At 62.8% G+C, this 22685-nt stretch carries 19 protein-coding genes; 12 read left to right on the top strand and 7 right to left on the bottom strand.

Annotated features, from left to right (window positions below):
* The first annotated feature begins 150 nt into the window (after positions 1-150).
* From GH665_RS18375 to rsmA, 4 genes are all read left to right on the top strand, one after another.
* Positions 151-2517, top strand: a complete 2367-nt coding sequence (locus GH665_RS18375) for an LPS-assembly protein LptD (protein WP_153137308.1) — start codon at positions 151-153, stop codon at positions 2515-2517.
* A gap of 67 nt (positions 2518-2584) precedes the next feature.
* Entirely contained in the window at positions 2585-3949 is a 1365-nt protein-coding gene (locus GH665_RS18370) for a peptidylprolyl isomerase (protein WP_153137307.1), read from the top strand.
* A gap of 5 nt (positions 3950-3954) precedes the next feature.
* The gene (gene pdxA / locus GH665_RS18365) at positions 3955-4965 is read left to right on the top strand and encodes a 4-hydroxythreonine-4-phosphate dehydrogenase PdxA (RefSeq protein WP_153137306.1); all 1011 of its coding nucleotides are present in this window, start codon (positions 3955-3957) and stop codon (positions 4963-4965) included.
* 152 nt (positions 4966-5117) lie between these two features.
* Entirely contained in the window at positions 5118-6014 is an 897-nt protein-coding gene (gene rsmA / locus GH665_RS18360; RefSeq protein WP_153137304.1) for a 16S rRNA (adenine(1518)-N(6)/adenine(1519)-N(6))-dimethyltransferase RsmA, read from the top strand.
* Positions 6015-6095: 81 nt separating this feature from the next.
* Here the strand turns inward: rsmA and GH665_RS18355 are convergent, their stop codons facing one another.
* Complete coding sequence (locus tag GH665_RS18355) at positions 6096-7031, bottom strand: DMT family transporter (protein ID WP_153137302.1); 936 nt, start codon at positions 7029-7031, stop codon at positions 6096-6098.
* Positions 7032-7387: 356 nt separating this feature from the next.
* Between GH665_RS18355 and GH665_RS18350 the strand changes: the two genes are divergently transcribed.
* Positions 7388-8497, top strand: coding sequence for a porin (locus tag GH665_RS18350; RefSeq protein ID WP_153137301.1), 1110 nt, complete (start codon positions 7388-7390; stop codon positions 8495-8497).
* A 9-nt stretch (positions 8498-8506) separates the two neighbouring features.
* Here GH665_RS18350 and GH665_RS18345 read toward each other — a convergent pair whose 3' ends face one another.
* Positions 8507-9853 (bottom strand): MFS transporter, encoded by a 1347-nt coding sequence (locus tag GH665_RS18345; RefSeq protein ID WP_167530966.1) that lies wholly within the window; start codon positions 9851-9853, stop codon positions 8507-8509.
* Between the two features lie 102 nt (positions 9854-9955).
* On the opposite strand from GH665_RS18345, the gene GH665_RS18340 reads away from it, so the two are divergent.
* The 6 genes from GH665_RS18340 (at position 9956) to GH665_RS18315 (ending at position 16377) form a co-directional block, all read left to right on the top strand.
* Positions 9956-10912: a LysR family transcriptional regulator gene (locus GH665_RS18340; protein WP_153137298.1), complete on the top strand. Its 957-nt coding sequence runs from the start codon at positions 9956-9958 to the stop codon at positions 10910-10912.
* A 162-nt stretch (positions 10913-11074) separates the two neighbouring features.
* Complete coding sequence (locus GH665_RS18335) at positions 11075-11764, top strand: TetR/AcrR family transcriptional regulator (RefSeq protein ID WP_153137297.1); 690 nt, start codon at positions 11075-11077, stop codon at positions 11762-11764.
* Positions 11765-11873: 109 nt separating this feature from the next.
* The gene (locus GH665_RS18330; RefSeq protein ID WP_167530965.1) at positions 11874-13694 is read left to right on the top strand and encodes an alkyl sulfatase dimerization domain-containing protein; all 1821 of its coding nucleotides are present in this window, start codon (positions 11874-11876) and stop codon (positions 13692-13694) included.
* A 96-nt stretch (positions 13695-13790) separates the two neighbouring features.
* A complete protein-coding gene (locus GH665_RS18325) occupies positions 13791-15443 on the top strand; it encodes a long-chain-fatty-acid--CoA ligase (RefSeq protein ID WP_153137292.1) in 1653 nt (550 codons plus the stop codon).
* A gap of 122 nt (positions 15444-15565) precedes the next feature.
* Positions 15566-15952 (top strand): lactoylglutathione lyase, encoded by a 387-nt coding sequence (gene gloA, locus GH665_RS18320; protein ID WP_153137290.1) that lies wholly within the window; start codon positions 15566-15568, stop codon positions 15950-15952.
* Positions 15953-15978: 26 nt separating this feature from the next.
* Positions 15979-16377 (top strand): hypothetical protein, encoded by a 399-nt coding sequence (locus GH665_RS18315; RefSeq protein WP_153137289.1) that lies wholly within the window; start codon positions 15979-15981, stop codon positions 16375-16377.
* 102 nt (positions 16378-16479) lie between these two features.
* On the opposite strand, the gene GH665_RS18310 is transcribed toward GH665_RS18315, so the two are convergent.
* The 5 genes from GH665_RS18310 to glyQ are packed head-to-tail and all read right to left on the bottom strand — an operon-like array spanning position 16480 to position 21901.
* On the bottom strand, positions 16480-17370 hold the full coding sequence (locus GH665_RS18310) for a M48 family metallopeptidase (RefSeq protein ID WP_153137287.1): 891 nt from the start codon (positions 17368-17370) through the stop codon (positions 16480-16482).
* A gap of 44 nt (positions 17371-17414) precedes the next feature.
* The gene (locus GH665_RS18305) at positions 17415-18173 is read right to left on the bottom strand and encodes a lysophospholipid acyltransferase family protein (RefSeq protein WP_153137285.1); all 759 of its coding nucleotides are present in this window, start codon (positions 18171-18173) and stop codon (positions 17415-17417) included.
* 40 nt (positions 18174-18213) lie between these two features.
* Entirely contained in the window at positions 18214-18768 is a 555-nt protein-coding gene (gene gmhB / locus GH665_RS18300; protein WP_144194646.1) for a D-glycero-beta-D-manno-heptose 1,7-bisphosphate 7-phosphatase, read from the bottom strand.
* Between the two features lie 10 nt (positions 18769-18778).
* Positions 18779-20878, bottom strand: a complete 2100-nt coding sequence (gene glyS / locus GH665_RS18295; protein WP_153137283.1) for a glycine--tRNA ligase subunit beta — start codon at positions 20876-20878, stop codon at positions 18779-18781.
* Between the two features lie 15 nt (positions 20879-20893).
* Positions 20894-21901 carry a glycine--tRNA ligase subunit alpha gene (gene glyQ, locus GH665_RS18290; protein WP_153138583.1) on the bottom strand — a complete coding sequence of 336 codons (1008 nt, stop codon included), beginning with the start codon at positions 21899-21901 and terminating at the stop codon, positions 20894-20896.
* Positions 21902-22399: 498 nt separating this feature from the next.
* Between glyQ and GH665_RS39130 the strand changes: the two genes are divergently transcribed.
* Positions 22400-22681 carry a hypothetical protein gene (locus GH665_RS39130; protein WP_246216245.1) on the top strand — a complete coding sequence of 94 codons (282 nt, stop codon included), beginning with the start codon at positions 22400-22402 and terminating at the stop codon, positions 22679-22681.
* Positions 22682-22685: the final 4 nt, after the last annotated feature.

Raw genomic sequence — 22685 nt, 5'->3', positions numbered from 1 at the left:
CGCCAGCTTTCGCGCATTCCGCTTTACCGCCCGCCTCATCGTTCGACAGATTGTAAATATTGATGTGCAGCCGACTGTCACGGTCGGGGTGTGCAGGCGGTGGATCGTGACTGCAGAAGCTGACGGACGGGCCGATTCGCCAAACGATACATGCCGCCTAGACAGCTTTCCCAAACGACTTCCTCTTGTGCCGTAGTGCCGCGCAAAAGGCGGCTCGTAGCGGCGTTGATCGCCGTTCCGGGCCTGATGCCCGCGCTTGCGCACGCCCAGCTGGTGGGGGAAGCGGCGCAGCCGCAACCTATCGACGCGCCTTGGGGCATGCAGCTCGCCCCGCAGCTCGAAGAACATCCGTTGCAGGCCAGCCAGAAGCCGGCCACTTTCGTGCTCGGCGACACGACGAGCGGCACCACCGATCAGGACCTGGCCGCGAAAGGCTCGGCCGAGGTGCGGCGCAATACCTTCGTCATCAAGGCCGACGCGCTGCACTACGATCAGGACACGGACATGGCCGATGCCTACGGCCAGGTTCACCTGAACAACAACGGCGCTGTCTTTGCCGGCCCGGAAGCGCATATGCGGGTGGACTCGAGCGAAGGCTTCATGTCGGCGCCGAAGTACCGCTTCAACGTGACGGGCGGCTCCGGCAGCGCGGAGCGCGTCGACCTGCTCGACAACGAGCGCTCCGTGTTCACGAAGGGCACCTACACGGCTTGCTCGTGCTCGGACAATCCGGCCTGGTACCTCAAGGGCGGCGAGTTCGATTTCGACACCGGTGCGGACGAAGGTGTCGCGTACAACAGCGTGCTGTTCTTCCAGGGCGTGCCGATATTCGCTTCGCCGTGGCTGTCGTTTCCGCTGTCGGGTGACCGGCGCAGCGGTCTGCTGCCGCCTTCGTATTCGCTGAGTTCGACAAACGGCTTCGAGCTGTCGCTGCCGTACTACTTCAACATCGCGCCGAATCGCGATCTGACGATCACACCGCGCCTGATCTCGAAACGCGGTGTGCAGTTGCAGTCGAGCTTCCGTTATCTGTCGCCGACGTATTCGGGCTCGATCACCGGTGAGTTTCTGCCGGACGACCGCCTGACCCATACCAACCGCTACGCGCTGTACATCCAGCACAACCAGAACTTCGGCAACGGGTTCGGCGGTTATATCTACTACAACAAGGTCTCGGACAATACGTATCCGGAAGACCTGTCGTCGTCGGTCAGTCAGTTCCTGAACGGCACCCAGCTTCTGTATCAACAGGAAGCCGGGTTGACCTATAACAACGGCCCGTGGTCGGTGCTCGCCCGCGAACAGCACTGGCAGACGCTGACGCCTTCGATCGCGCCGTATGGCCGCGAGCCGCAGTTGAACGTGAAGTACACGAAGTACAACGTTGGCGGTTTCGACTACGGCGCGGAAGCCGACTACACGAATTTCCGCATCACGACCGCGGACATGACCCAGGGTCAGCGGGTGATGTTCAACCCATACGTGTCGTATTCGGCGGTCGGACCCGGGTACTTCATTACGCCGAAGGTGCAGTGGCACCTTGCGTCGTACAACCTGAACAACATCAGCAACGACGTGCCGGTCGGCACGCCGAAGAATTTCACCGAATCGATCCCGACGCTCACCTTCGACACCGGGCTGATTTTCGACCGTTCGGTGCGGCTCTTCGGGCAGGATTACATCCAGACGCTCGAGCCGCGGATTTACTACGTCTACACGCCGTACCGCAACCAGGCGTCCGCGCCGCTGTTCGATACGGCCGACTCCGACTTCGGGCTGGCGGAAATCTTCACGCCGAACACCTTCGTCGGTAACGACCGGATCGCCGACGCGAACCGTCTGACCGCGGCCATCACCACGCGCTTCATCAACCCGGAAACGGGCGACGAACGCGCGCGCTTCGTGATCGCGCAGCAGTATTACTTCCAGGATCAGCGCGTCACGCTGCTGCCTACGCAGACCAGCACGCAGGCCACGCATTCGGACCTGATCCTGGGGGCGTCGCTCAAGCTCGGCGCCGGTTTCGCTTCGGAAACGGCGTTCCAATATAATGCCGACAACAACCAGTTGGTGAAGACGAGCGTCGGCTTTGGCTTCAGCCCGGCCTCCGGCAAGGTGATCAATGTCGCGTATCGCTACACGCGCGCGAACACCACGCTGGATAACACGCCAATCAATCAGGTGCTGATTTCGGGGCAGTGGCCGCTGACGCATCGGGTGTACGGGGTCGGGCGATTCAATTACGACCTGGGCGGGCATCGGATCGTCGACGGCCTGATCGGTCTGCAATACGACGCCGACTGCTGGACGCTCGGCGCCGGGATTCAGCGCTATGCGAACGGTCTGAATACGTCGGGGCAGAATCAGTCGAGCACGCGGTTTCTCGCGCAGTTGACGCTCAAGGGCTTGTCGACCGTCGACAACGGGCTGATTCCGGCATTCCGCGCCAGCGTGGCGGGCTATACGCCGTTGCCGCCGCCACCGCCGCCGGAATCGCGTTTCACCAATTACGAATGACGCTGGCGCGATCATTTATCGCATGCGAAAAGACGGGCCAGGCGCGCCCGACATCATTGGAGTATCTGTGGCAATCATGAAAAAGCTTCGCTTGGCAACACTTGCGGCCGGTCTGGTCGCCGCAGCGTCTTTCCTGTCGGTTGCGCCCGCTCAGGCGCAGGCGCTGTCGTCCGGCAATAACGGCCAGACGGTCGACACCATCGCCGCAGTGGTCAACAACGGTGTCATTACACGGCGCGAGCTCGATGATCGCATCGGCCTGATTACCCACCGGCTGAACCAGCAGAACGCTCCGGTCCCGCCGATGGACCAGTTGCGCCAGCAGGTGCTCAACCAGATGGTGCTGGAACGCATCCAGTTGCAGAAGGCGAAAGAAGACGGCATCAACATCGACGACGCCGCCGTGCAAAAAACGCTCGAGCGGCTCGCGCAGGCCAACAACATGTCGCTCGACATGTATCGCTCGCGCATCGAGGCGCAAGGCGTGCCCTGGACCACCTTCACGAAAGACGCACGCACCGAGCTGACGCTCTCGCGTCTGCGTGAGAAGGAAGTGGACAGCAAGGTCACGGTGTCGGACGCCGAGGTCGCGAACTACATTGCCAGCCAGCGCGGCCCGAACGCCGGTCTGACGAGCGATCTGCACCTTCAGCACATCTTCCTGAAGGCGCCGCTGAACGCCTCGGAAACCGATATTGAAACCGCGCAGAAAAAGGCTCAGGCCCTGCTGGCCGAAGCCAAAGGCGGCGCCAACTTCGAGAAGCTGGCGAAGTCGAATTCGCAGGCGCCGGATGCGTCGAAAGGTGGCGACACGGGTTTCGTGCCGCCGTCCAAGCTGCCGCCTGAGTTCGTCAAGGCCGCTTCGACGCTGCGTCCAGGCGAGATCAATCCGGATCTGATCCGCACCAACGACGGCTTCGAAATCTTGCGCCTCGTCGATCGTCGCGCCGGCCAGGGCACCAGCTCCGATGCACCGAAGCTCGTGCAAACGCACGTTCGCCACATTCTGCTGCGCGTCGGCGACGGCATGTCCGAGCCGCAAGCGCGTCAGAAGCTGCTCGAAATCAAGAACGAGATCGCCGCCGGCGGCGACTTCGCGAAGTTTGCCCACACCTACTCGCAAGACGGTTCGTCGTCGCAAGGCGGCGACCTCGGCTGGATCAGCCCGGGCGAGACGGTGCCGGAATTCGAGCGCGCGATGAACAGCCTGCAGGACGGTCAGATCAGCGATCCGGTGCGCAGCGAATACGGTTACCACCTGATTCAGGTGCTGGGCCGCCGCGAATCGGAAGGCTCGGTTTCGCAGCAGATGGATCTGGCGCGTCAGGCGATCGGTCAGCGCAAGGCGGAACAGGCCTACGCCGACTGGTTGCGCGAATTGCGCGACACCGCCTACGTGGAAGTGAAGCCGACCCTGTCGAGCATGCAATAAACATCATGACAACCGCCGCGCAGCCCACCAGCCTTCCGTTGCAGATCGCGATCACGACCGGCGAGCCCGCCGGCGTCGGCCCCGAGCTGACCGCGCAGGCGCTGGCGGGTGCGGCGGCGCATTGGCCTCACGCACAGTTCACCGTGCTGGGCGATGCGGATTTGCTGGCGGACCGCGCGCGCGCAGTCGGGGTCGATTGGGCCGCGTTGCTGGCGCAAGGCAAGCGCGTGCGGGTGCAGCATAGGCCGCTCGGTGCGCCCTCGCTGGCCGGCAAGCTGGACGCCGCCAACGGCCGCTACGTGCTCGATCTGCTCGACAGCGCGATCGACGGCGCCGTGGCCGGCACGTTCGACGCGATCGTCACCGCGCCGCTGCAAAAGAGCACCATCAACGACGCCGGCGTCCCGTTCACCGGCCACACGGAATATCTGGCTGAGCGCACGCACACGCCGCGCGTGGTGATGATGCTGGCCGGCACTGGCAAGCGCCCGTTGCGCGTCGCGCTGGCTACCACGCATCTGCCGCTCAAAGACGTCTCTGCCGCGCTAACGATCGACGGGATCGTCGAGACGCTGCGCATCGTCGATCACGATTTGCGCCATCACTTTGGTTTGCCCGCGCCGCGCATCCTCGTGACGGGGTTGAACCCGCATGCGGGCGAAAACGGTTATCTGGGCCGCGAGGAAATCGAGGTGATTTCCCCGGCACTGAAGCTCGCGAACGAGCAAGGCATCGACGCGCCTGGCCCCTATCCGGCGGACACCTTGTTCCAGCCGCGTTATCTGGAGCAGGCCGACTGCGTGCTGGCGATGTTCCACGATCAGGGTCTGCCGGTGTTGAAGTACGCGACCTTCGGTGAAGGCATCAACATCACGCTCGGCTTGCCGATCATTCGCACCTCGGTCGATCACGGCACCGCGCTCGATCTGGCCGGCACCGGCCGTGCCGACGCGGGCAGTCTGATCGCCGCGATCGATACGGCGGTTTCGATGGCGCAGCACCGCCGCGCGGGCTGATCCAGCAGCCGCGCAGACGGGGCTTACGCGCTTCTCGCCGCTTGCTGTTTTCGCGTTCGTGGCGCGCGTGGCCCTGGTTTGTTGCCGGGTTGTTCCTGATTGCTCCCGGTTGCTCCTATTCTTAAGCAGTTCTCTTTCAAAGCGTTTCTTCGATGTCCACCAGCAGACAGCAACAGGGCCGCCACCAGGGCCATATCGCGCGCAAGCGTTTCGGGCAGAATTTTCTGGTCGATATCGGCGTGATCGATTCGATCGTCGACGTGATCCGGCCGCAGCGGGGCGAGCGCATGGTCGAGATCGGACCAGGGCTTGGCGCGCTCACCGAACCGTTGATCGAGCGTCTGGCGACGCCCGAGGCGCCGTTACATGCGGTCGAGCTGGATCGCGATCTGATCGGCCGTCTTAAGACGAAATTCGGCGCCTTGCTCGAGTTGCATGCGGGTGACGCGCTCGCGTTTGACTTCGGCACGTTGGCAGCGCCTGGTGAGAAGGCGTCGCTGCGCATTGTCGGCAATCTGCCGTACAACATTTCGAGCCCCTTGCTGTTTCATCTGACCGCCTTCGCGGATCGCGTGATCGATCAGCATTTCATGCTGCAGAACGAAGTGGTCGATCGCATGGTGGCGGAGCCGGGCACCAAGGCGTTCAGCCGCCTGTCGGTCATGCTGCAATATCGCTACGTGATCGATAAGCAACTCGATGTGCCGCCTGAGGCATTCCAGCCGCCGCCGAAGGTCGATTCTGCGATCGTGCGGATGATTCCGTACGAACCGCATGAATTGCCGGCCGTGGACGAGCGCGTGCTCGGCGAGGTAGTCACGGCGGCCTTCTCGCAGCGGCGCAAGATGCTGCGCAACACCTTGGCCGCGTTTCGTGATCTGGTGGATTTCGAAGCGCTGGGTTTCGATCTGCAGCGCCGCGCCGAAGATGTGCCGGTGGCCGAATATGTGCGTGTGGCGCAGATCGTGGCGGCTTCGCCGGCGCGCGATGCCGCAGCCGCGGACACTGGAACTGGAACTGGAACTGGAACTGGAACTGACGACGCGTGAGTCGCGTTGCACGGTCCTGAACTGAAGGAAGCGCGCTGCGTCCTGCAGCGCGTGTGAAACGCGCCGCGCGCACTCCACCCGTTAAGCAGCAGCCCGCTTCACGGGCGCATTGACCAGCGCAATGCCGACGAGAACCAGCGCCGCCGCCATCAGAAAGCGCAGGCTGAACGACTCGCCGAGCAACAGTACGCCGAAGGTCACGCCAAACAGCGGCGTCAGGAACGAGAACACCGACAGGCGCGACGCGACGTAACGGGTCAACAGCCAGAACCACACCAGATAGCTGACGAACGCCACGACCACTGCCTGATACGCAACGCTCATCACCGCGAGTGGCGTGACGGTTTCCACGCGTGCCTGGCCGAGCCCCAGCGCGAGCGCGAGCAGCACCACAGCCGACACCATCAATTGATAGAACAGCGTCTTGCTGGCGCTCGAGTGGGCAAGTCGCGTGGCACGCACCACCACGGTGGTCGCGGCCCACAAGACGCCGGCCAGCACGCCGAGCGCGTCGCCGGCGACGCCCTGCAGGGTCGAGCCCTGCGCCGCGTGGCCGTGCAGGAAGCCGTCTGCGAACGCTAGCGCCATGCCCGCGAACGCCACCAGGATGCCGAGCCACTGGGTGCGCCGCATCCGCTCGCCATCGGCGAACCAGTGCAAGCCGAGCGCTGTGAAGCAGGGGGCGGTGTACAGAAACACCGCCATGCGCGAAGCGCTGGTTAGCGTCAGGCCGAGAAAAATGCACACGAATTCGCCGGCGAACAGCACGCCCGCGAGCAAGCCCGCGCCCAACGTGCCGTCGTCGCGAAACAGCGGGGTGCCGCGCGATCGCGCCCAGCCCCAGACCAGCACCGCGGCAATCGCCGAGCGCAAACCCGCCTGAAATATCGGTGGCAATGCGGTGTTGGCGCTTTTGATCGCGACTTGCTGCAGTCCCCAGATCGCGCACAAGCCAATCATCAGAAGGATGGCAAAGCTGTCCAGGGTGCGGCGGGCGGGCAGGGCGGTGGCGCTCATGGGTCTCGTGGCGTAGTAGTTATAGATCGTACGATATCAAATCCGTCCCTCCCGCCATGCGATGACCCCACCGCCTACGCGTGCTTCTTACAAGCTGCAAGCGTTTCGATACGAGAACAACACTTATGTCAGTCTATTTTCTTACCGCCCTGATTTCGCGCTAAGGTTCATCCACGCGCATTTCGTCAGCTCATTCAAGCAGCTTGTACGGGCCTTCGTGATGAGTTCCGACGCAGACCCGGATGGCGTCTTCCGTCGATTTGCGCGGCCTCAGATGAGCAGCGTGCCGGTACTTTGCGTCGAGCGTGGCGGTGTCGAATATCCGTAAAAAGCGGGAACCTGTACGAGGAGACGAAATGAAGAACGTAAGCAGGTGGGCGATGGCGGCCGTGCCCGCAGCGTTGGCGTGCCACATGGCGCATGCCCAATCGAGCGTGACGCTTTACGGCGTGATCGACGAGAGCGTGCGTTATCTGACTCATGCAAATCAGGCCGGTGATTCGTCACTCGGGCTCGGTAATAGCGGCATGACGGAGAGCCGCTGGGGTATCAGGGGCACCGAGGATCTGGGCGGCGGCTGGTCGACGTTCTTCAAGCTCGAAAACCGTTTCTACATGAATAGCGGCCAAAGCGATCCCACCTTGCCATTCTTCAATGAAGCGCAAGTGGGCGTGCGCTCGGATTCCTATGGTCAGGTGATCTTCGGCCGTCAGTACAACGCGATGATCGAGGGCGTGACCATTGGCGGTTATGGCAGCAATCTCTGGATTCCATACGATTTCAGCTTTCAGCCGGAAGTGACGATGACCGGCGGCATCTGGACCAGCAACCAGGTGCAGTATCAGGCGAAGTATGCGGGTTTCAATCTCGCCGCCGGCTACGCATTCGGCGGCAACGCGGGCAATTCGTACGGCAGCCAGGTGGGCGTGGCGGCCGCTTACGCACCGGGCGGCCCGTTCACCTTCGGCGGCGCGTATCAGGAGTCGAAAGATTCAGTCAATGGTGCCGCGGCGAAAGCGTGGACCTTCGGCGGGTCGTACACGTGGAACATGACCCGGTTCTCCGCCGGCTATATCGTCAATCAGAATGACGCCGGCTTTTCGAATTTTGCCAACGGGCCGTTTACCGCGCCTGCGCTGGCCGCGCTCAAGTACACCGATTTTTCGCGGCGTCGCATGATCATGGGCGGCATCACGCAGCAGGTCGGTAACGCGTGGCACTTCGCCGCGAACGTGTGGCGCACCCTGCAGGACGGCAAAACCGCCGCGCAGAACGGGTCAGCGTGGCAGTACCAACTGGTCGCCGACTACAACCTTTCGTTGCGCACCGATGTCTATCTGGAAGGCGACTACTCGCTGTACCGGGGCGGTTTGATCGGCGCGCAGTTGCAAGGCGTCAACGGTGTCGGGCTGGCGCAGAAGGGGAGCCAGATTGGCCTGATGGCCGGTATGCGGCATCAGTTTTGAATGCCCGATTTACACCGGCGCGCCTTCCATGCGCCGCTTCGACCGTTGCGGATCGATCAGCGTGAACCCCGTTGTGCCGACGATCAGCAGCAGCACGCCCGTTACTGCGAACCCGATCTCGTAGCCACGCGCGTCGCCTGCCGCGCCGAGCAGCTTGCCCATCGCGACGGGGCCGATCAGTCCGGCAGTGGTGAAGATCGAGTTGGTGATCGCGAGCAAGGCCCCGCGCCGCGCCACTGGCGCGACTTCGGCGACCAGCATCGGACCGAAGGTGAACGTCTGGAGCGCCAACGCGCTGGCGAGCCCCATCAAGGCGACCTTGACGAGCGGCGGCGCACCGAACAGCAATGCGCAGTACGCCAATCCGCTCACCACGCATGCCGCGCTGATCAATTTGCCGCGAGCTACCTTCGACGACACGCCACGCTTGAGCATGCGATGCGAGATCATCGCGAGCGCGATGCCGATCGGGATCTGCGCCGCGACTTGCAGCGCGAACAGCCAGCCGGCCTCGGTTGCTGCGAAGCCGAGGCCGAGCCGGAAATACGCGGGCACCCAGGTGAAACCGATCGCGATCACCGCATAGGCGACAAAGCATTGCAGCATCACACCGATGACCGTGCGGTCGCCTAGCATGCGCCGCAAGCGCAACGACGCCGCGCGAGGGGCCGCCCCTGCAACGGCAAGCGCGGGTGATGGGTTGTGCTGACGATTCCCCGTCTTGCCCAGACACAGCCACAGGATCGTCCAGCCGACGCCGACCGCGCCAAGCGTGAGAAACGTTGCGTGCCAGTGCCAACGCTGCGAGATGTAGGTGAGCGCGGGCCCCGCGATGATGACGCCCGCCGTTGCCCCCTGTTGCACGATGACGGTGGGAAGACTGCGCTCACGGTCGTCGAACCAGCTATAGACCACATGCAACGCGAGCGACGAGGCCGGGCCTTCGCCCGCACCCAGCAGGACACGGCATAGCAGCAACACGGCAAAGCTGGTCGGCCACGCGAGCGGCAACTGTGCGACCGCCCAGATCAGCGCGAGCGCGGCAAGCAGCCATTTCATATTGACGCGGTCGGCAATCAGGCCAATGGCGATGCCCGAGATCGAGAACAGCAGAAAAAACGCACTGCCGACGAAGCCGAATTGACCATGCGTCAATTGCATGTCATGCATCATCGGGATCGCGACCAGTCCGAGCACGGCCTTGTCGGCGAAATTGATCAGCATGAACAGGAACAGCGAGGCGACGATTACCCAGCGGCGCCCCTGTGCGGCCTCGCGTGCTTGGGCGGGCTGAACCGGCGCCGTGTCGGCGGCTAGCGCCGTGCAGCGCTTCGTGCTGCTGAGAATAGTGGGCAAGGCGTGTCTCCGTTTCTGGCGCGGGGCGCTGGGTTTTCGCCCATTTGAGGTGGTATAAGTGAATTGTTCAAGTGCATTCTCGTTATCGGGAGCTTGCAAATCATGCATGAGGTCAATTCCCGCCGCCTTGGCCATCTGATCGCACTGGCCGAGGAAGGCAGTTTTGCGCGCGCGGCCGAGCGGGTTCATTTGAGCCAGCCGGCGTTGAGCCGCAGCATTCAGGCGCTGGAGGAGGAAGTCGGCATGAAGCTGTTCGATCGTGCCGCCCGCGGCGTCGCGATGACAGCGGCTGGGCGGCTGCTGGTCGAGCGCGCCCGGCGTGTGCTGTTCGAAACGCGTTGCCTGTTCCGCGACGTCGAACTGCTGAAGGCGCACGAACTCGGCGAGGTGCGTATCGGCCTCGGACCCTATGCGGCCGTCGTGCTGCTGCCGGACTTGCTGGTGGAGTTCGCGCGGCGTTTTCCGAAGATCAAGGTGTCGATCGAACTCGGCGAAGGCGATGGGCTGCTTGCCAAGCTGCGTGGCGAACAGATCGATTTTCTGGTCACCGACCGCCGGGTGCCCCCCGTCACGCCCGATGTCACCTTGCAGCGCCTGCCGCGTCACGAGGGCGGCTGGTTCGCGCGGCCGGACCATCCGCTGTTTGCACGCGACACCGTGCAGTTGGCGGCATTGCGCGAGTTCCCGCTGGTCTCGGTGAGCTTGCCCGCGTTCATGAAAGACGCCTTGCATCGCCTGCTCAAGTATCGTGCTCATGAGCAGATTCCGTTGCAGATCGAATGCAACGACGTGGCGGTGCTGAAGGACGTCGCCGCGCAGACCGACGCGGTGCTGTTCTCCACGGCGTCCGCAGTGCGGCGGGATCTGGAAATGCGGCGGCTCGCGCGCATTCCGCTCGTCAATCCCCCGCGTCTCGCACTGGAATTCGCGCTCGTGTATCTGGCCGAACGTACGCCTTCGCCCGCCGCGTATTCCGCGTTGGGGCTTGCCGAGCAGGTGATGGAGGACGCCAACCGCGCTGCGCAGGGCCTGCTGCACCCCGGCGCGCCGACGGCGTAGCGGGCGGCCGAATGGCCGGCGGCGTGACCGGATGAGCGTCCCCGTGATTACCCTGGATGCGGTTGACACAGCGATCCCAATCGCGGACGATCCGGAATCCAGATTCCGGTTTCACGAGAATCTTCCCTATTATCGAAGCAGCGAACCGAGACTGAACAGCGCATGACGACGACTTCACCACGCGGGCGCGAAACGCAGCCGGGCGCCATCGCGGCGCCGCGTCAGACGCGCAGTCAGCAAGGGCTCGTTCGCATGCTGCAGGCCGGGCGCGAGTTGATCGAAGCGAGCGGCAATCTCGACGATCTGTCGATCAACGACATCGTCGAGCGCGCGGGTACGTCGATCGGCGCGTTCTATCGGCGCTTCGACAACAAGGACGCCTTCTTCGATGTCCTCCAGGATGCGGCAATGGAAGCGGGGCTCGAGCACGTACGCGAGACCGTCGAGCGTGACCCGGCCTGGCGTTCGAACGATGCGGGCACGCTTGCCGATGCAGTTATTTCGTTTTACGTTGTGACGTTCCGGCGCAATCGCGGGTTGTATCACGCGTCATTGCTGCGGGCGTCGCAGCGCAAAGCCAGTTGGGACGTCGTGAAGTCGGCCAATCACGAGGTTCTGGCAATGATGGTGCCGCGCCTCGTCAGCGCGTTGGCGCAGTCGCGCGGCATCAAGGCGAATCACGACACTACCCAGGCGCTCGAATTCGAAGTGCGCGCCACCTTGCAGATGATTCTTGGCATGCTGGTCAACAGCGTGCTGAACGACCCCGGTCCTTTGTCGCTGTCCAGCCGCCAACTGCGCTCATGGCTGCAGATCCGGCTGCGGCGTTGCCTTGGCCTCGCGGACGGCTGATTTTTTTGCCCAAAAAACGGAATCGGAATTCCGGTTCTGTATGTCAGAAAACTATCCGGATGCCGCGCGATTTCCATTACGCGCCGCCGAACCTTCAAGGAGACACTGCATGAGTTCATGTTGCCCGGAACGGGTCCGTAATCCCGCCTTCGATGCGCCGCATCTTGGCGAACCGCTCGACGTCGCGTTCGACGCCGGTGTGAATCTCGCGTTCACGATTGCTGCGCCGACCGTGCCGCCACGCCTCACTGAACACTCGCGACGCATGGCGCAGCGGATCTACCGCGTCGCCGAGCGCGTGTATTGCGCGGTCGGCTATGCGATCGCGAACATCATCTTCGTGGTGGGCGACGACGGCATCGTGGTCATCGACGCGACCGAAGCGGTGTCCGCTGCGAAACGCATCTATGAAGATTTCTGCTCGATCGATCCGCGGCACGCAAAGCTGCCGGTCAAGGCCGTGGTCTACACGCACAACCACACGGACCATACGGGCGGCGTGCGTGCTTTTGTCGACGAAGCCGCGCTCGAGGCAGGCAGCATTGAGATCATCGCGCACCGCTCGTTGATGGAAACCGTGATCAACAACGCGAATCTCGTGGCGCCGATTCTCGCCACGCGTTCGGCGTACAGCTTCGGCACCCTGCTCCCGGAGGGCGCGACCGGCAAGGTCAACGCGGGTATCGGGCCGGTTCTGATCGCCGAGCCGGCGAGTTTCTTCGCGCCGACCCGTGTGTTCGACGACAGGCTCGACATCGTGCTGGCGGGCGTGCGTTTCGAGTTCCGCTATGCGCCTTCCGAAGCCGACGACGAAATCGTCATGTGGCTGCCCGAGCTCGGAGTACTGCTGTCGGCGGAAGTGATCCAGGGCGAGTGTCTCGCGAACGTGCATACGCTGCGCGGCACGCGTTATCGCGATCCGGTGCGCTGGTATCAGACGATCGACATGATGCGCGGCTTCAATGCGGCGCATATGGTGCCGGCGCATGGCCGCCCGGTATCGGGCGCGCAATACGTTGCCGAGGTGTTGTGCGTGTATCGCGACGCTATCCAGTTCATCCACGACCAGACCATCCGCCAGATGAACTTCGGTCTGAGTCCGGATGAACTCGCCGAGGCGATTCCCGCGCTGCCGCCTCATCTCGCGGAACATGCATGGCTCGGCGAGTACTACGGCACAGTCAAGCATTCGGTACGACAGGTGTATAGCGGCCAGCTCGGCTGGTTCGACGGCGATCCGGCATCGCTCGATCCGTTGCCGCGCGTTGAGCGTTCGCAGCGCATGGTGCAGATGATGGGCGGCGCAGAAGCGGTGCGCGCCGCCGTGCGCGCGGCGTTAGACGATTCAGACTGGCGCTGGGCCGCGGAGCTGGCCACGCTGCTGGTGCGTCTCGACAAAACCGACACCGATGCACGCAATCTCAAGGCGAGCGCGTTGCGCGAATTGGGCTACCGTACGGTGAACACCAATTGGCGCAACTGGTACCTGAGCGCGGCACGCGAGCTCGAACACGCCTATGACGAATTGCCGTTTGGCGGCAGTTCGAGCCTCGCCTCGGTGGATGTGTTGCGCGCTCAACCGTTGCGCAATGTGTTCCAGCGCTTCAGCGTGAACGTCGATCCGCAACGTTGTACCGACGTACAGATGACGCTCGCATTCCGCGTGACGGATCGCGATGAAACATACGTGCTCGAATTGCGGCGTGGCGTGTTGCAGATTCACGAGCTAGCCCCTGCGACGATCGACGTCCAACTCGCGCTGGAAACCGCCACCTTGTACAGTATGCTTCGCGACATGGCGGCGCAGTTGCCGAAGTGTCTCGAGAGCGGCGCAGTAACCCTGGAGCGCGGCACGGCCGGGCAGTTGCGCGAGTTTTTTGACTGCTTCGACCGGCCGGTACGGCGGATGCCCGCACTGACCACGCGATAGAGCCAGGATAGAAGCGGCGTCGCGCGCTTCGGTGCGTTGGCGCAGCGCGCCACATCGTGCATTGGCGCAGCGCGATACGAAACACAAGGAGGAGACTTGGAAAAAATATGGTTGAAGTCCTACCCGCCGGGCGTCCCGGCGGAGATCGACGCTACGCGGTTCAGTTCCGTTGGCGACATGCTGGAGCAGAGTTTCGTGGCGCACGCGGCCGAGCGCGCGTTCGTCTGCATGGGCCGTGAACTGACCTACGGCGAACTGGATGCGAAGTCGCGTGATCTTGCCGCATGGTTTCAACGGCTGGGTCTTGCGCGGGGCGCGCGTATTGCTGTGATGCTGCCGAATGTGCTGCAGTATCCGGTGGCCATGGCAGCCATTCTGCGTGCCGGTTACGTGGTGGTGAACGTCAATCCGCTGTATACGCCGCGAGAGCTGGAGCATCAGTTGATCGATAGCGGCGCGCAAGCAATCGTGCTGCTCGACACGTTCACGAAGACACTTGAGGCGGTGCAGGCGCATACGTCGGTCAAGCATGTTGTGCTGACCTCGATCGGCGAGATGCTCGGTGCGGGGAGCCCCGTGGTTGCGGGCGATGTGCCGCCAAGTTCATGTATCGCGCTGGACGATGCGATCGCCCGCGGTGCGGAGGCGGGCTTCACGCCGGTCGCGCTCACGCAGAACGACGTGGCCGTGCTCCAATACACGGGCGGCACCACCGGTGTTTCGAAGGGCGCCACCTTGCTGCATGGCAATCTGATCGCCAACGTCCTGCAATCGGCGTTGTGGCGCGAGCCGGTTTATCGCGAGCGCAGCGATATCAAGCAGTACATCACGGTCGTCGCGCTGCCGCTTTATCACATCTTCGGGCTGACAATCTGCGGTTTGCTGACGATACGTTGTGGCGGCCTGGGCATCCTGATTCCAAATCCGCGCGATCTGCCCGGGATGATCAAAGCCTTGCAAGGCTTCGCGCTCAACTCGTTCCCCGGCGTGAACACGATGTACAACGCGCTGCTGAACGAACCCGACTTCAAGACGCTCGACTTCTCGAAGCTGGTGCAATCGAATGGCGGCGGCATGGCGGTGCAACAAGCCGTTGCGCAACGCTGGCAAGCGGTGACCGGCGTGCCGATTGTCGAAGGTTATGGGCTCTCGGAAACCTCGCCGTGCGCCACCACCAATCTGCCGACGTCCACCGCATTCACCGGGACGGTTGGTTTGCCGTTGCCGTCCACGGATATTTCGATTCGCGACGACGCCGGTCACGAAGTGCCGCTCGGCGAGCGCGGCGAAATCTGCATTCGCGGGCCGCAGGTGATGGCCGGCTACTGGAACCGTCCCGATGAAACCGCCAAGGTGATGACGCCGGATGGCTTCTTCAAATCCGGCGACATTGGCGTAATGACGGAAGAAGGTTTCGTGAAGATCGTCGATCGCAAGAAGGACATGATTCTGGTGTCGGGCTTCAACGTCTATCCAAACGAAATCGAGGACGTGGTGGCGAAGCACCCGGGCGTGTTCGAAGTGGTGGCGGTCGGCGTGCCGGACGCGGATGCGGGGGAGGTGGTGAAGCTTTATGTGGTCAGGAAAGACCCCGCGCTCACCGAAGCGGAGATTCTCGCCTTCTGCAAGGAGCAACTGACGGGTTACAAGCGCCCCAAAATCATCGAGTTTCGCAGCGAACTGCCAAAGACTAACGTCGGCAAGATTTTGCGGCGCGTATTGCGCGACGAGGTGAAGAGCGCGGGCTGAAAATGGGCGTGTCGTGTGTCCTGACGTGGGTTTCCCACATGCTGCAACGTTGAGGCTCCCTGCAGCGTGGCGTAATTCCGGGTACATTCTCGTTCTCGACATCACGCACTAGGGAGTACACGATGCGCCTGCTTCACACCATGCTCCGGGTCGGCGACCTGGACCGTTCGATTGCGTTTTACACCGACCTGCTCGGCATGAAATTGCTGCGCCGGGACGATTATCCGGAAGGTAAATTTACGCTGGCGTTTGTCGGCTATGAAGACGAACGCAGCGGCACCGTCCTCGAGCTGACGCACAACTGGGACACGCCGTCGTATGACCTCGGCAGCGGCTTTGGCCACCTCGCGGTCGAAGTGGAAGACGCCTATGCAGCATGCGACAAGATCAAGGCTCAAGGCGGCAAGGTCGTGCGCGAAGCCGGCCCGATGAAACACGGCACCACCGTGATTGCTTTCGTCGAAGATCCGGATGGCTACAAGATCGAGTTCATCCAGAAGAAAAAGTGACGTAAGCGGCAGGGTGAGGACAAGCGATGAATAACAGCAATCCCTACTTCAACGAACTTGCCGACATTCACGTCGAAATTCAGGCGTTGTTCGACGGCTCCGCGGATCACGGCGCGCTGGAACACATCATGGCGCGCTTTGCTCCGCAATTCACGATGGTCATGCCGTCCGGTCTCGCACTCGACCACGCGGGCCTGCGCGCGATCTTCACGAAGCTGAACGGCGCGCGACCCGGCTCGCAGATCACCATCCGCGATATGGAAATCGTCTCCGAGTATCCGTCGGGCGCGGTGGTGAAATATCGCGAGTATCAGCGCGACAGCGCGGGCAATGCGAACGTGCGACGCTCGACAGCGGTGCTGGAACTCGACGCACACGGCAAGGTGATGTGGCGTCACCTGCAGGAAACTTTCTGCACGGAGTAAATGGCGGGTTTTGGAACGCCGGTGCGTCGGGTCGAGGCACCGGCTTTGAGGCTTCGCGGCTTTGTGCCTTTGCGGCTTTGTGCCGAAGAAAGCCCGAGGGTTCTAAAGCGTCGGCAGCAATTCCGGCGGATGCGACTTCAACGTCTGCCGCGCTTCGCGGAATTCCGGAAAAATCGATTCGACCGTCTGCCAGAAGCGCGGGCTGTGATTCATCTCCCGCAGATGCGCGAGTTCGTGCGCGACGACGTAGTCGATGATCGACAACGGGAAGTGAATCAGCCGCCAGTTCAGGCGGATCTTGCCGTCGCTTGAACAACTGCCCCAACGGGTGGCCGCTGAAGAGAGCGCATACGCACGATAGTTGACACCTAGCTTTTCCGCGTAGATCGCGAGGCGCTCGCCGAACAGACGTTTTGCTTCGCCCTGCAGCCAGCCTTGCACGCGATCCTTGATCTGCTGCGGATCGGCTTGCAACGGCAGTGGAACCTGCAACGCGGCTTCAGCCGCATTGAACGCGAGCGTGCCTTGCGGCGAGCCGAGCTTCACACGCACGGGCTGGCCGAGATACGGCACTTCCGCACCGTCTTTCCAGTCGACCTTGGGCAGCGCGCGCTGTTCGACACGCGTTTGCCACTCGATCAGCTTAGTGAAAATCCAGCGCTGCTTTTCGGTGATCGCGGTTTCGATGTCGGCGAGCGTGACCCAACGTGGTGCGGTAATCATCAGGCCGGTGCTGTCGATCGCAAACCCGATCGAACGGCGTGCCGAGCGCTTGAGTACGTAGTGCAGCGTGCGCGAACCGATGGTGAGGCTGCGCAGCTTGGTGCCGTCCGGCGCGAGCGGCACGGCCGGCTGCTGCCCGCTCTGCGAACCCGCGGACGGAGCGGAGGGTGTTGGGGACGACGACGTCGACCCCGGCTCGGCGAAGAGCGGGAGATCGAGCTGCCGGTTATCGAGCGCCACAGCGGGCTGCGACGTAGGAGACTTCTGCATCGGATTCGGCTTCGCGCAAATGCGCCTTCGAGGGCGCGGGCGCGTCAGATTGGTGCGGCGGCGGAACTGCTATCCGCCGCGCGGTACGCAGTAGGATCGATGCGACGCATTTCTGCTTCGATCCATTGTTCGACGCGCGTGTTCACTTCATCGGGCGTGAGCCCCGTCGTGTCAATCGGCTTGCCGATCGACACTGTGACTATACCCGCATATTTGAGAAACGAGTTACGTGGCCACACGCGCCCGGCATTGTGCGCGATCGGCACGACGGGTGCGCCGGTGGCAATCGCGAAACGCGCGCCACCGGTTTTGTACTTGCCCTGCTTGCCGGTCGGCGTACGGGTGCCTTCCGGAAACATGATGACCCAGGCGCCTTCTGCCATGCGCTGCTTGCCTTGCCTGATGACTGATTCGAACGCGTACTTGCCTTCCTTGCGGTCGATGTGAACCATCTTCAGCATGCCGAGCGCCCAACCAAAAAACGGCACGTACAGCAGCTCGCGCTTGAACACGTAGCACAGCGGCCGCGGCATCAGCGCCGGAAACGCCAGCGTTTCCCACGCCGATTGATGCTTGGACAGCAGCACGGCCGGACCGTCGGGAAGGTTCTCAAAGCCTTCGATCCTGTAGCGGATGCCGTTCAGCCAGCGCACCGTGCGCAGCGTGGCGCTGCACCAGCCGGCTGCCATCCAGTAGCGGTTGTCGGCGCGCATGAACGGAAACGCGATGAAGCACGCGGTGGCGTACGGCACCGTGAAGAGCACGAAATAGATCAGCAGCAGCAGGGAACGAATGAAGCGCATCGGCGTGGTCTGTGAGGGTTGGGGACGCGCGTGGTGCGTGTCACTCTTGAGCGGCGGAAAGGAAGTCGAGCGCGAACGCCCGCAGGTCGTCATGCACGCGCGTGCCTTCGGGCAATCCGCCGGCCTGGAGCGTTTTGCGGCCCTTGCCGGTCAGCACCAGATGGGTCGGATGTCCGAGCGAAGCGCCTGCTTCCAGGTCACGCATCGCGTCGCCGACCACCGGCGTATGCTGCGGATCGACTTCGAAACGTTCGGCGATCATCTTCAGCATGCCGGGCTTTGGCTTGCGGCATTCGCAGTGATCTTGTGCGGTATGCGGGCAGAAGAACACCGCGTCGATACGCCCGCCGACTGCCGCCGCCATGCGATGCATTTTCAGATGCATCGCGTTGAGCGCGTTCATGTCGAAGAGACCACGGCCGATGCCCGACTGGTTGGTCGCGACCGCAATGCGATAACCCGCCTGGTTGAGCCGCGCGATCGCTTCTAGCGAACCGGGCAGGGCGACCCATTCGTCCGGCGACTTGATGAACGCGTCGGAATCGACGTTGATCACGCCGTCGCGGTCGAGGATCACCACTTTTTTGGTCGGCATGGCGCGGGGCTCAGGCGGCGAGTCGGGAAATGTCGGCGACGCAATTCATCTGCTGATGCAGCGCGCCGAGCAAAGCCAGACGGTTGGCGCGCAACGCCGGATCTTCGGCGTTGACCATCACGTCGTTGAAGAACGTATCGACCGGTTCGCGCAACGCGGCGAGCGCGGTCAGCGCGCCCGTATAGTCGCGCACGGCGAGTTGCGATTGCACGCGCGGTGCGACCTGCTCCAGTTGCGCATGCAAGGCTTTTTCCGCCGCTTCGGTCAGCAGCGTGACCTGCACACCGCCGGTGACCGAGCCTTCCGACTTCTTCAGGATGTTCGAAATGCGCTTGTTAGCCGCCGCGAGCGAGGCCGCTTCCGGCAGCGCCGCGAACTCGCGCACCGCATCCAGACGCGCGACGATGTCGTCGAGGCGCGTGGGGTTCAGTGCCAGCACCGCGTCGATTTCGCCCGGCGCATAGCCGCGTTCGCGCAGCAGACCGCGCAGGCGGTCGATGCTGAATTCGTAAATTGCCTGCGTCGAATCGGCGACACCCGGCACGGCGGCAAATTGCGCGTAAGCGGTGCGCAGCAATTCGATCAGATCGACCGGCAATTGCTTCTCGACCAGAATCCGCAGTACGCCCAGCGCATGACGGCGCAGCGCGAACGGGTCTTTCTCGCCGGTCGGTTGCAGGCCGATGCCCCAGATGCCGACCAGCGTTTCGAGCTTGTCGGCAAGCGCGACGACGGTGCCGGTTGCCGTGGCGGGCAATGCATCGCCGGAGAAACGCGGCTGATAGTGTTCCGAGCACGCCAGCGCGACCTCTTCCGGCTCGCCGTCGTGGCGCGCGTAGTAGGTACCCATCGTGCCTTGCAGCTCGGGGAATTCGCCGACCATGTCAGTGATCAGGTCGGCCTTCGAGAGACGCGCGGCGCGCTTTGCCAGTGCGGCATCCGCACCGATCAGCGAGGCGATTGCACCTGCCAGCGCTTCGACGCGCTCGACGCGTTGCAGCGCCGAACCCAGCTTGTTGTGATACACGACGTTGGCGAGCAGCGGCACGCGCTCGGCGAGCGGCTTTTTCTTGTCCTGCTCGAAGAAGAACTTCGCATCGGCCAGACGCGGACGCACCACGCGTTCGTTACCTTCGACGATGTCGCCCGGCGTCTTCGTTTCGATATTCGACACGATCAGGAAGCGCGAGCGCAGCTTGCCGTTCGCGTCTGTCAGCGCGAAGTATTTCTGGTTCGTCTGCATGGTCAGGATCAGGCATTCCTGCGGTACTTGCAGGAATTCGTCCTCGAAACGGCAGGCGTAGACCACCGGCCATTCGACCAGCGAATTCACTTCATCCAGCAGCGATTCGGGCATCACGACCTGGTCACCATCGGCTTGCGCGAGCAGATGCGTGCGGATGGTTTCTTTGCGGTCGGCGAAATTCGCGACCACGCGGCCCTTGTGCAACAGCGTATCGGCGTACGAATCCGCGTGCTGGATCTGCACCAGGCCTTCGGACAGGAAGCGATGGCCGAGCGTGGTGTCGTCGGCGTCGATACCGAGCGCCGTGACCGGCACGACCTGGTCGCCGTGCAGGGTGGTCAGGCGATGCGCCGGGCGCACGAACTGCACGTTGGTGCCGTCCGGGCGCTGATACGTCATCACCTTCGGGATTGGCAGCTTGGCGAGCGTTTCGTTGAGCGCACTTTGCAGGCCTTCGACGAGCGTGGCGCCCGGCGCGGCGTAGCGCAGGAAGAAGGCTTCGGCCTTGCCGTCTTGCCCGCGTTCCAGGTCGTTCACCGAGAAATCGGGGAAGCCGAGCGCAGCCAGTTTCTTGGCGAGCGGTGCGGTGGGCTGGCCGTCTTTATCGAGCGCGACCGAAACCGGCAGCACTTTTTCGCGCACGTGTTTTTCCGGCGCGACCGCACGCACATTCTTGATCGTGACGGCGAGGCGGCGCGGCGTGGCGTAACGTTCGAACGACAGTTCGCCTTCGATCAGATCGCGCGCCGCGAGGCGCTGCGCAATGCCTTCGGCGAACGCGTCGCCCAGGCGCGCGAGCGCTTTCGGCGGCAGTTCTTCGGTCAGCAGCTCGACGAGCAGGGTGGCTTGATGGGGTTGAGTCATTTCTTGATGTTCTCGTCAGTCCGGATCGATCTTGCGTTCGATTTTCAGCGGCGGCGCCCATGCGGGCATCGCGGCATCCTGTTCGTCGGTCGTCAGGCCGGGCACGCCGTGCACCGGATTGCCGAGCATCGGGAAACCGAGCTTCTCGCGCGAGTCGTAGTAAGCCTGCGCGACCAGACGCGACAGCGCGCGGATCCGGCCGATATAGGCCGCACGTTCCGTGACGGAGATTGCCCCGCGGGCGTCGAGCAGGTTGAACGTGTGGCCGGCCTTCAGCACCAGTTCATAAGCGGGCAGCGCGATCTGCGCTTCGATCATGCGCTTGGCTTCCGCTTCGTAGCTGTTGAAGAACGTGAACAGCAGATCGACGTTCGCGTGCTCGAAGTTGTAGGTCGACTGTTCGACTTCGTTCTGGTGGTACACGTCGCCGTACGTCAGGCGACGAAGTTCCGGGCCGTTCGGGCCTTGCTCTTCCCACTCGGTCCAGACCAGGTCGTAAACGTTTTCGACCTTCTGCAGGTACATCGCGAGACGTTCGAGGCCGTAGGTGATTTCGCCGAGCACCGGCTTGCAATCCAGACCGCCGACCTGCTGGAAGTAGGTGAACTGGGTCACTTCCATGCCGTTCAGCCACACTTCCCAGCCGAGGCCCCAGGCGCCGAGCGTCGGGTTTTCCCAATCGTCCTCGACGAAGCGCACGTCGTTCTGCTTCAGGTCGAAGCCCAAGGCCTCCAGCGAGCCGAGGTACAGATCGAGGATGTTTTCCGGCGCCGGCTTGAGCACGACCTGGTACTGGTAGTAATGCTGCAGACGGTTCGGGTTCTCGCCGTAACGGCCGTCTTTCGGGCGGCGCGATGGCTGCACATAGGCGGCGCGCCACGGTTCCGGACCGATTGCGCGCAGGAAAGTATGGACGTGGGACGTGCCCGCGCCGACTTCCATGTCGATCGGCTGGAGCAACGCGCAACCCTGCTGATCCCAGTAGGACTGCAGTGTCAGGATGATTTGCTGAAACGTGAGCATGAAGTGCCTTTCGGGCATAGGGCCGCGCCGCAAACGCCGGAGCGCGCGGGCTGGCCGTGGAGCGAAGTGCTAAACCGTAGATTTTAACGGAAAGGGAGGGGGGTGTCCGTTTTGCGGGGCGGCGGGGGCTGAAGGTGAGAGTGCGGCCCGGAAGACGGAGGGGGATTTACCTCTCTCGACGGTTCGAGATATGCGGGAGTTCGGACGGCTGACTTGGTGCTGAGATGTGAGCTGTCTGGATGCCTTCGCGGACCCGCGTGCTTCGGAGAGTGCTTTGACGCGGATCATCGATTCTTGTATTGACCAAATTTGACACAAAAGAAGTGGGCGCAGAGATTTCCTTTCGATATCGTTAAAAAATATTAAGTAAAACTTACTTATGTTTTGTGGGAGGAGATATCGATGGCCATTGAAAATACCTTCGAGCAGCCTGTTTCTCTGTTGTCTATGCCTTTGCCGTCTGGATTGCTGCGACTACTTGGCAGATGCTGCGGAGTGATGCTTGGATTCGCTTTTGTCACACTTGCCTACGCCGACGACATCACCTACGGCTACGACGCATTGGGCCGCTTGACGTCGGTCGCCGTGGCTGGCGCCACCGCGTACTACGACTACGACTACGACGCGGCGGGCAACATCACGGCAATCCGGCGGCAGGGTGGGGTGGCTTCTGCGGTGCCGGTGAGCGGCACGGGTTCTCCGCCGGCTGCGGAGGCCGGTAATCCGGCATTGTCGTCAATCCCGATTCAGACCAGCGCGCGCCAGATTCGCGGCGCCTGATCTT

It is taken from the genome of Paraburkholderia agricolaris, from assembly GCF_009455635.1.
GTDB lineage: Bacteria > Pseudomonadota > Gammaproteobacteria > Burkholderiales > Burkholderiaceae > Paraburkholderia > Paraburkholderia agricolaris.
This window is presented reverse-complemented; position numbering and strand designations above follow the sequence as displayed.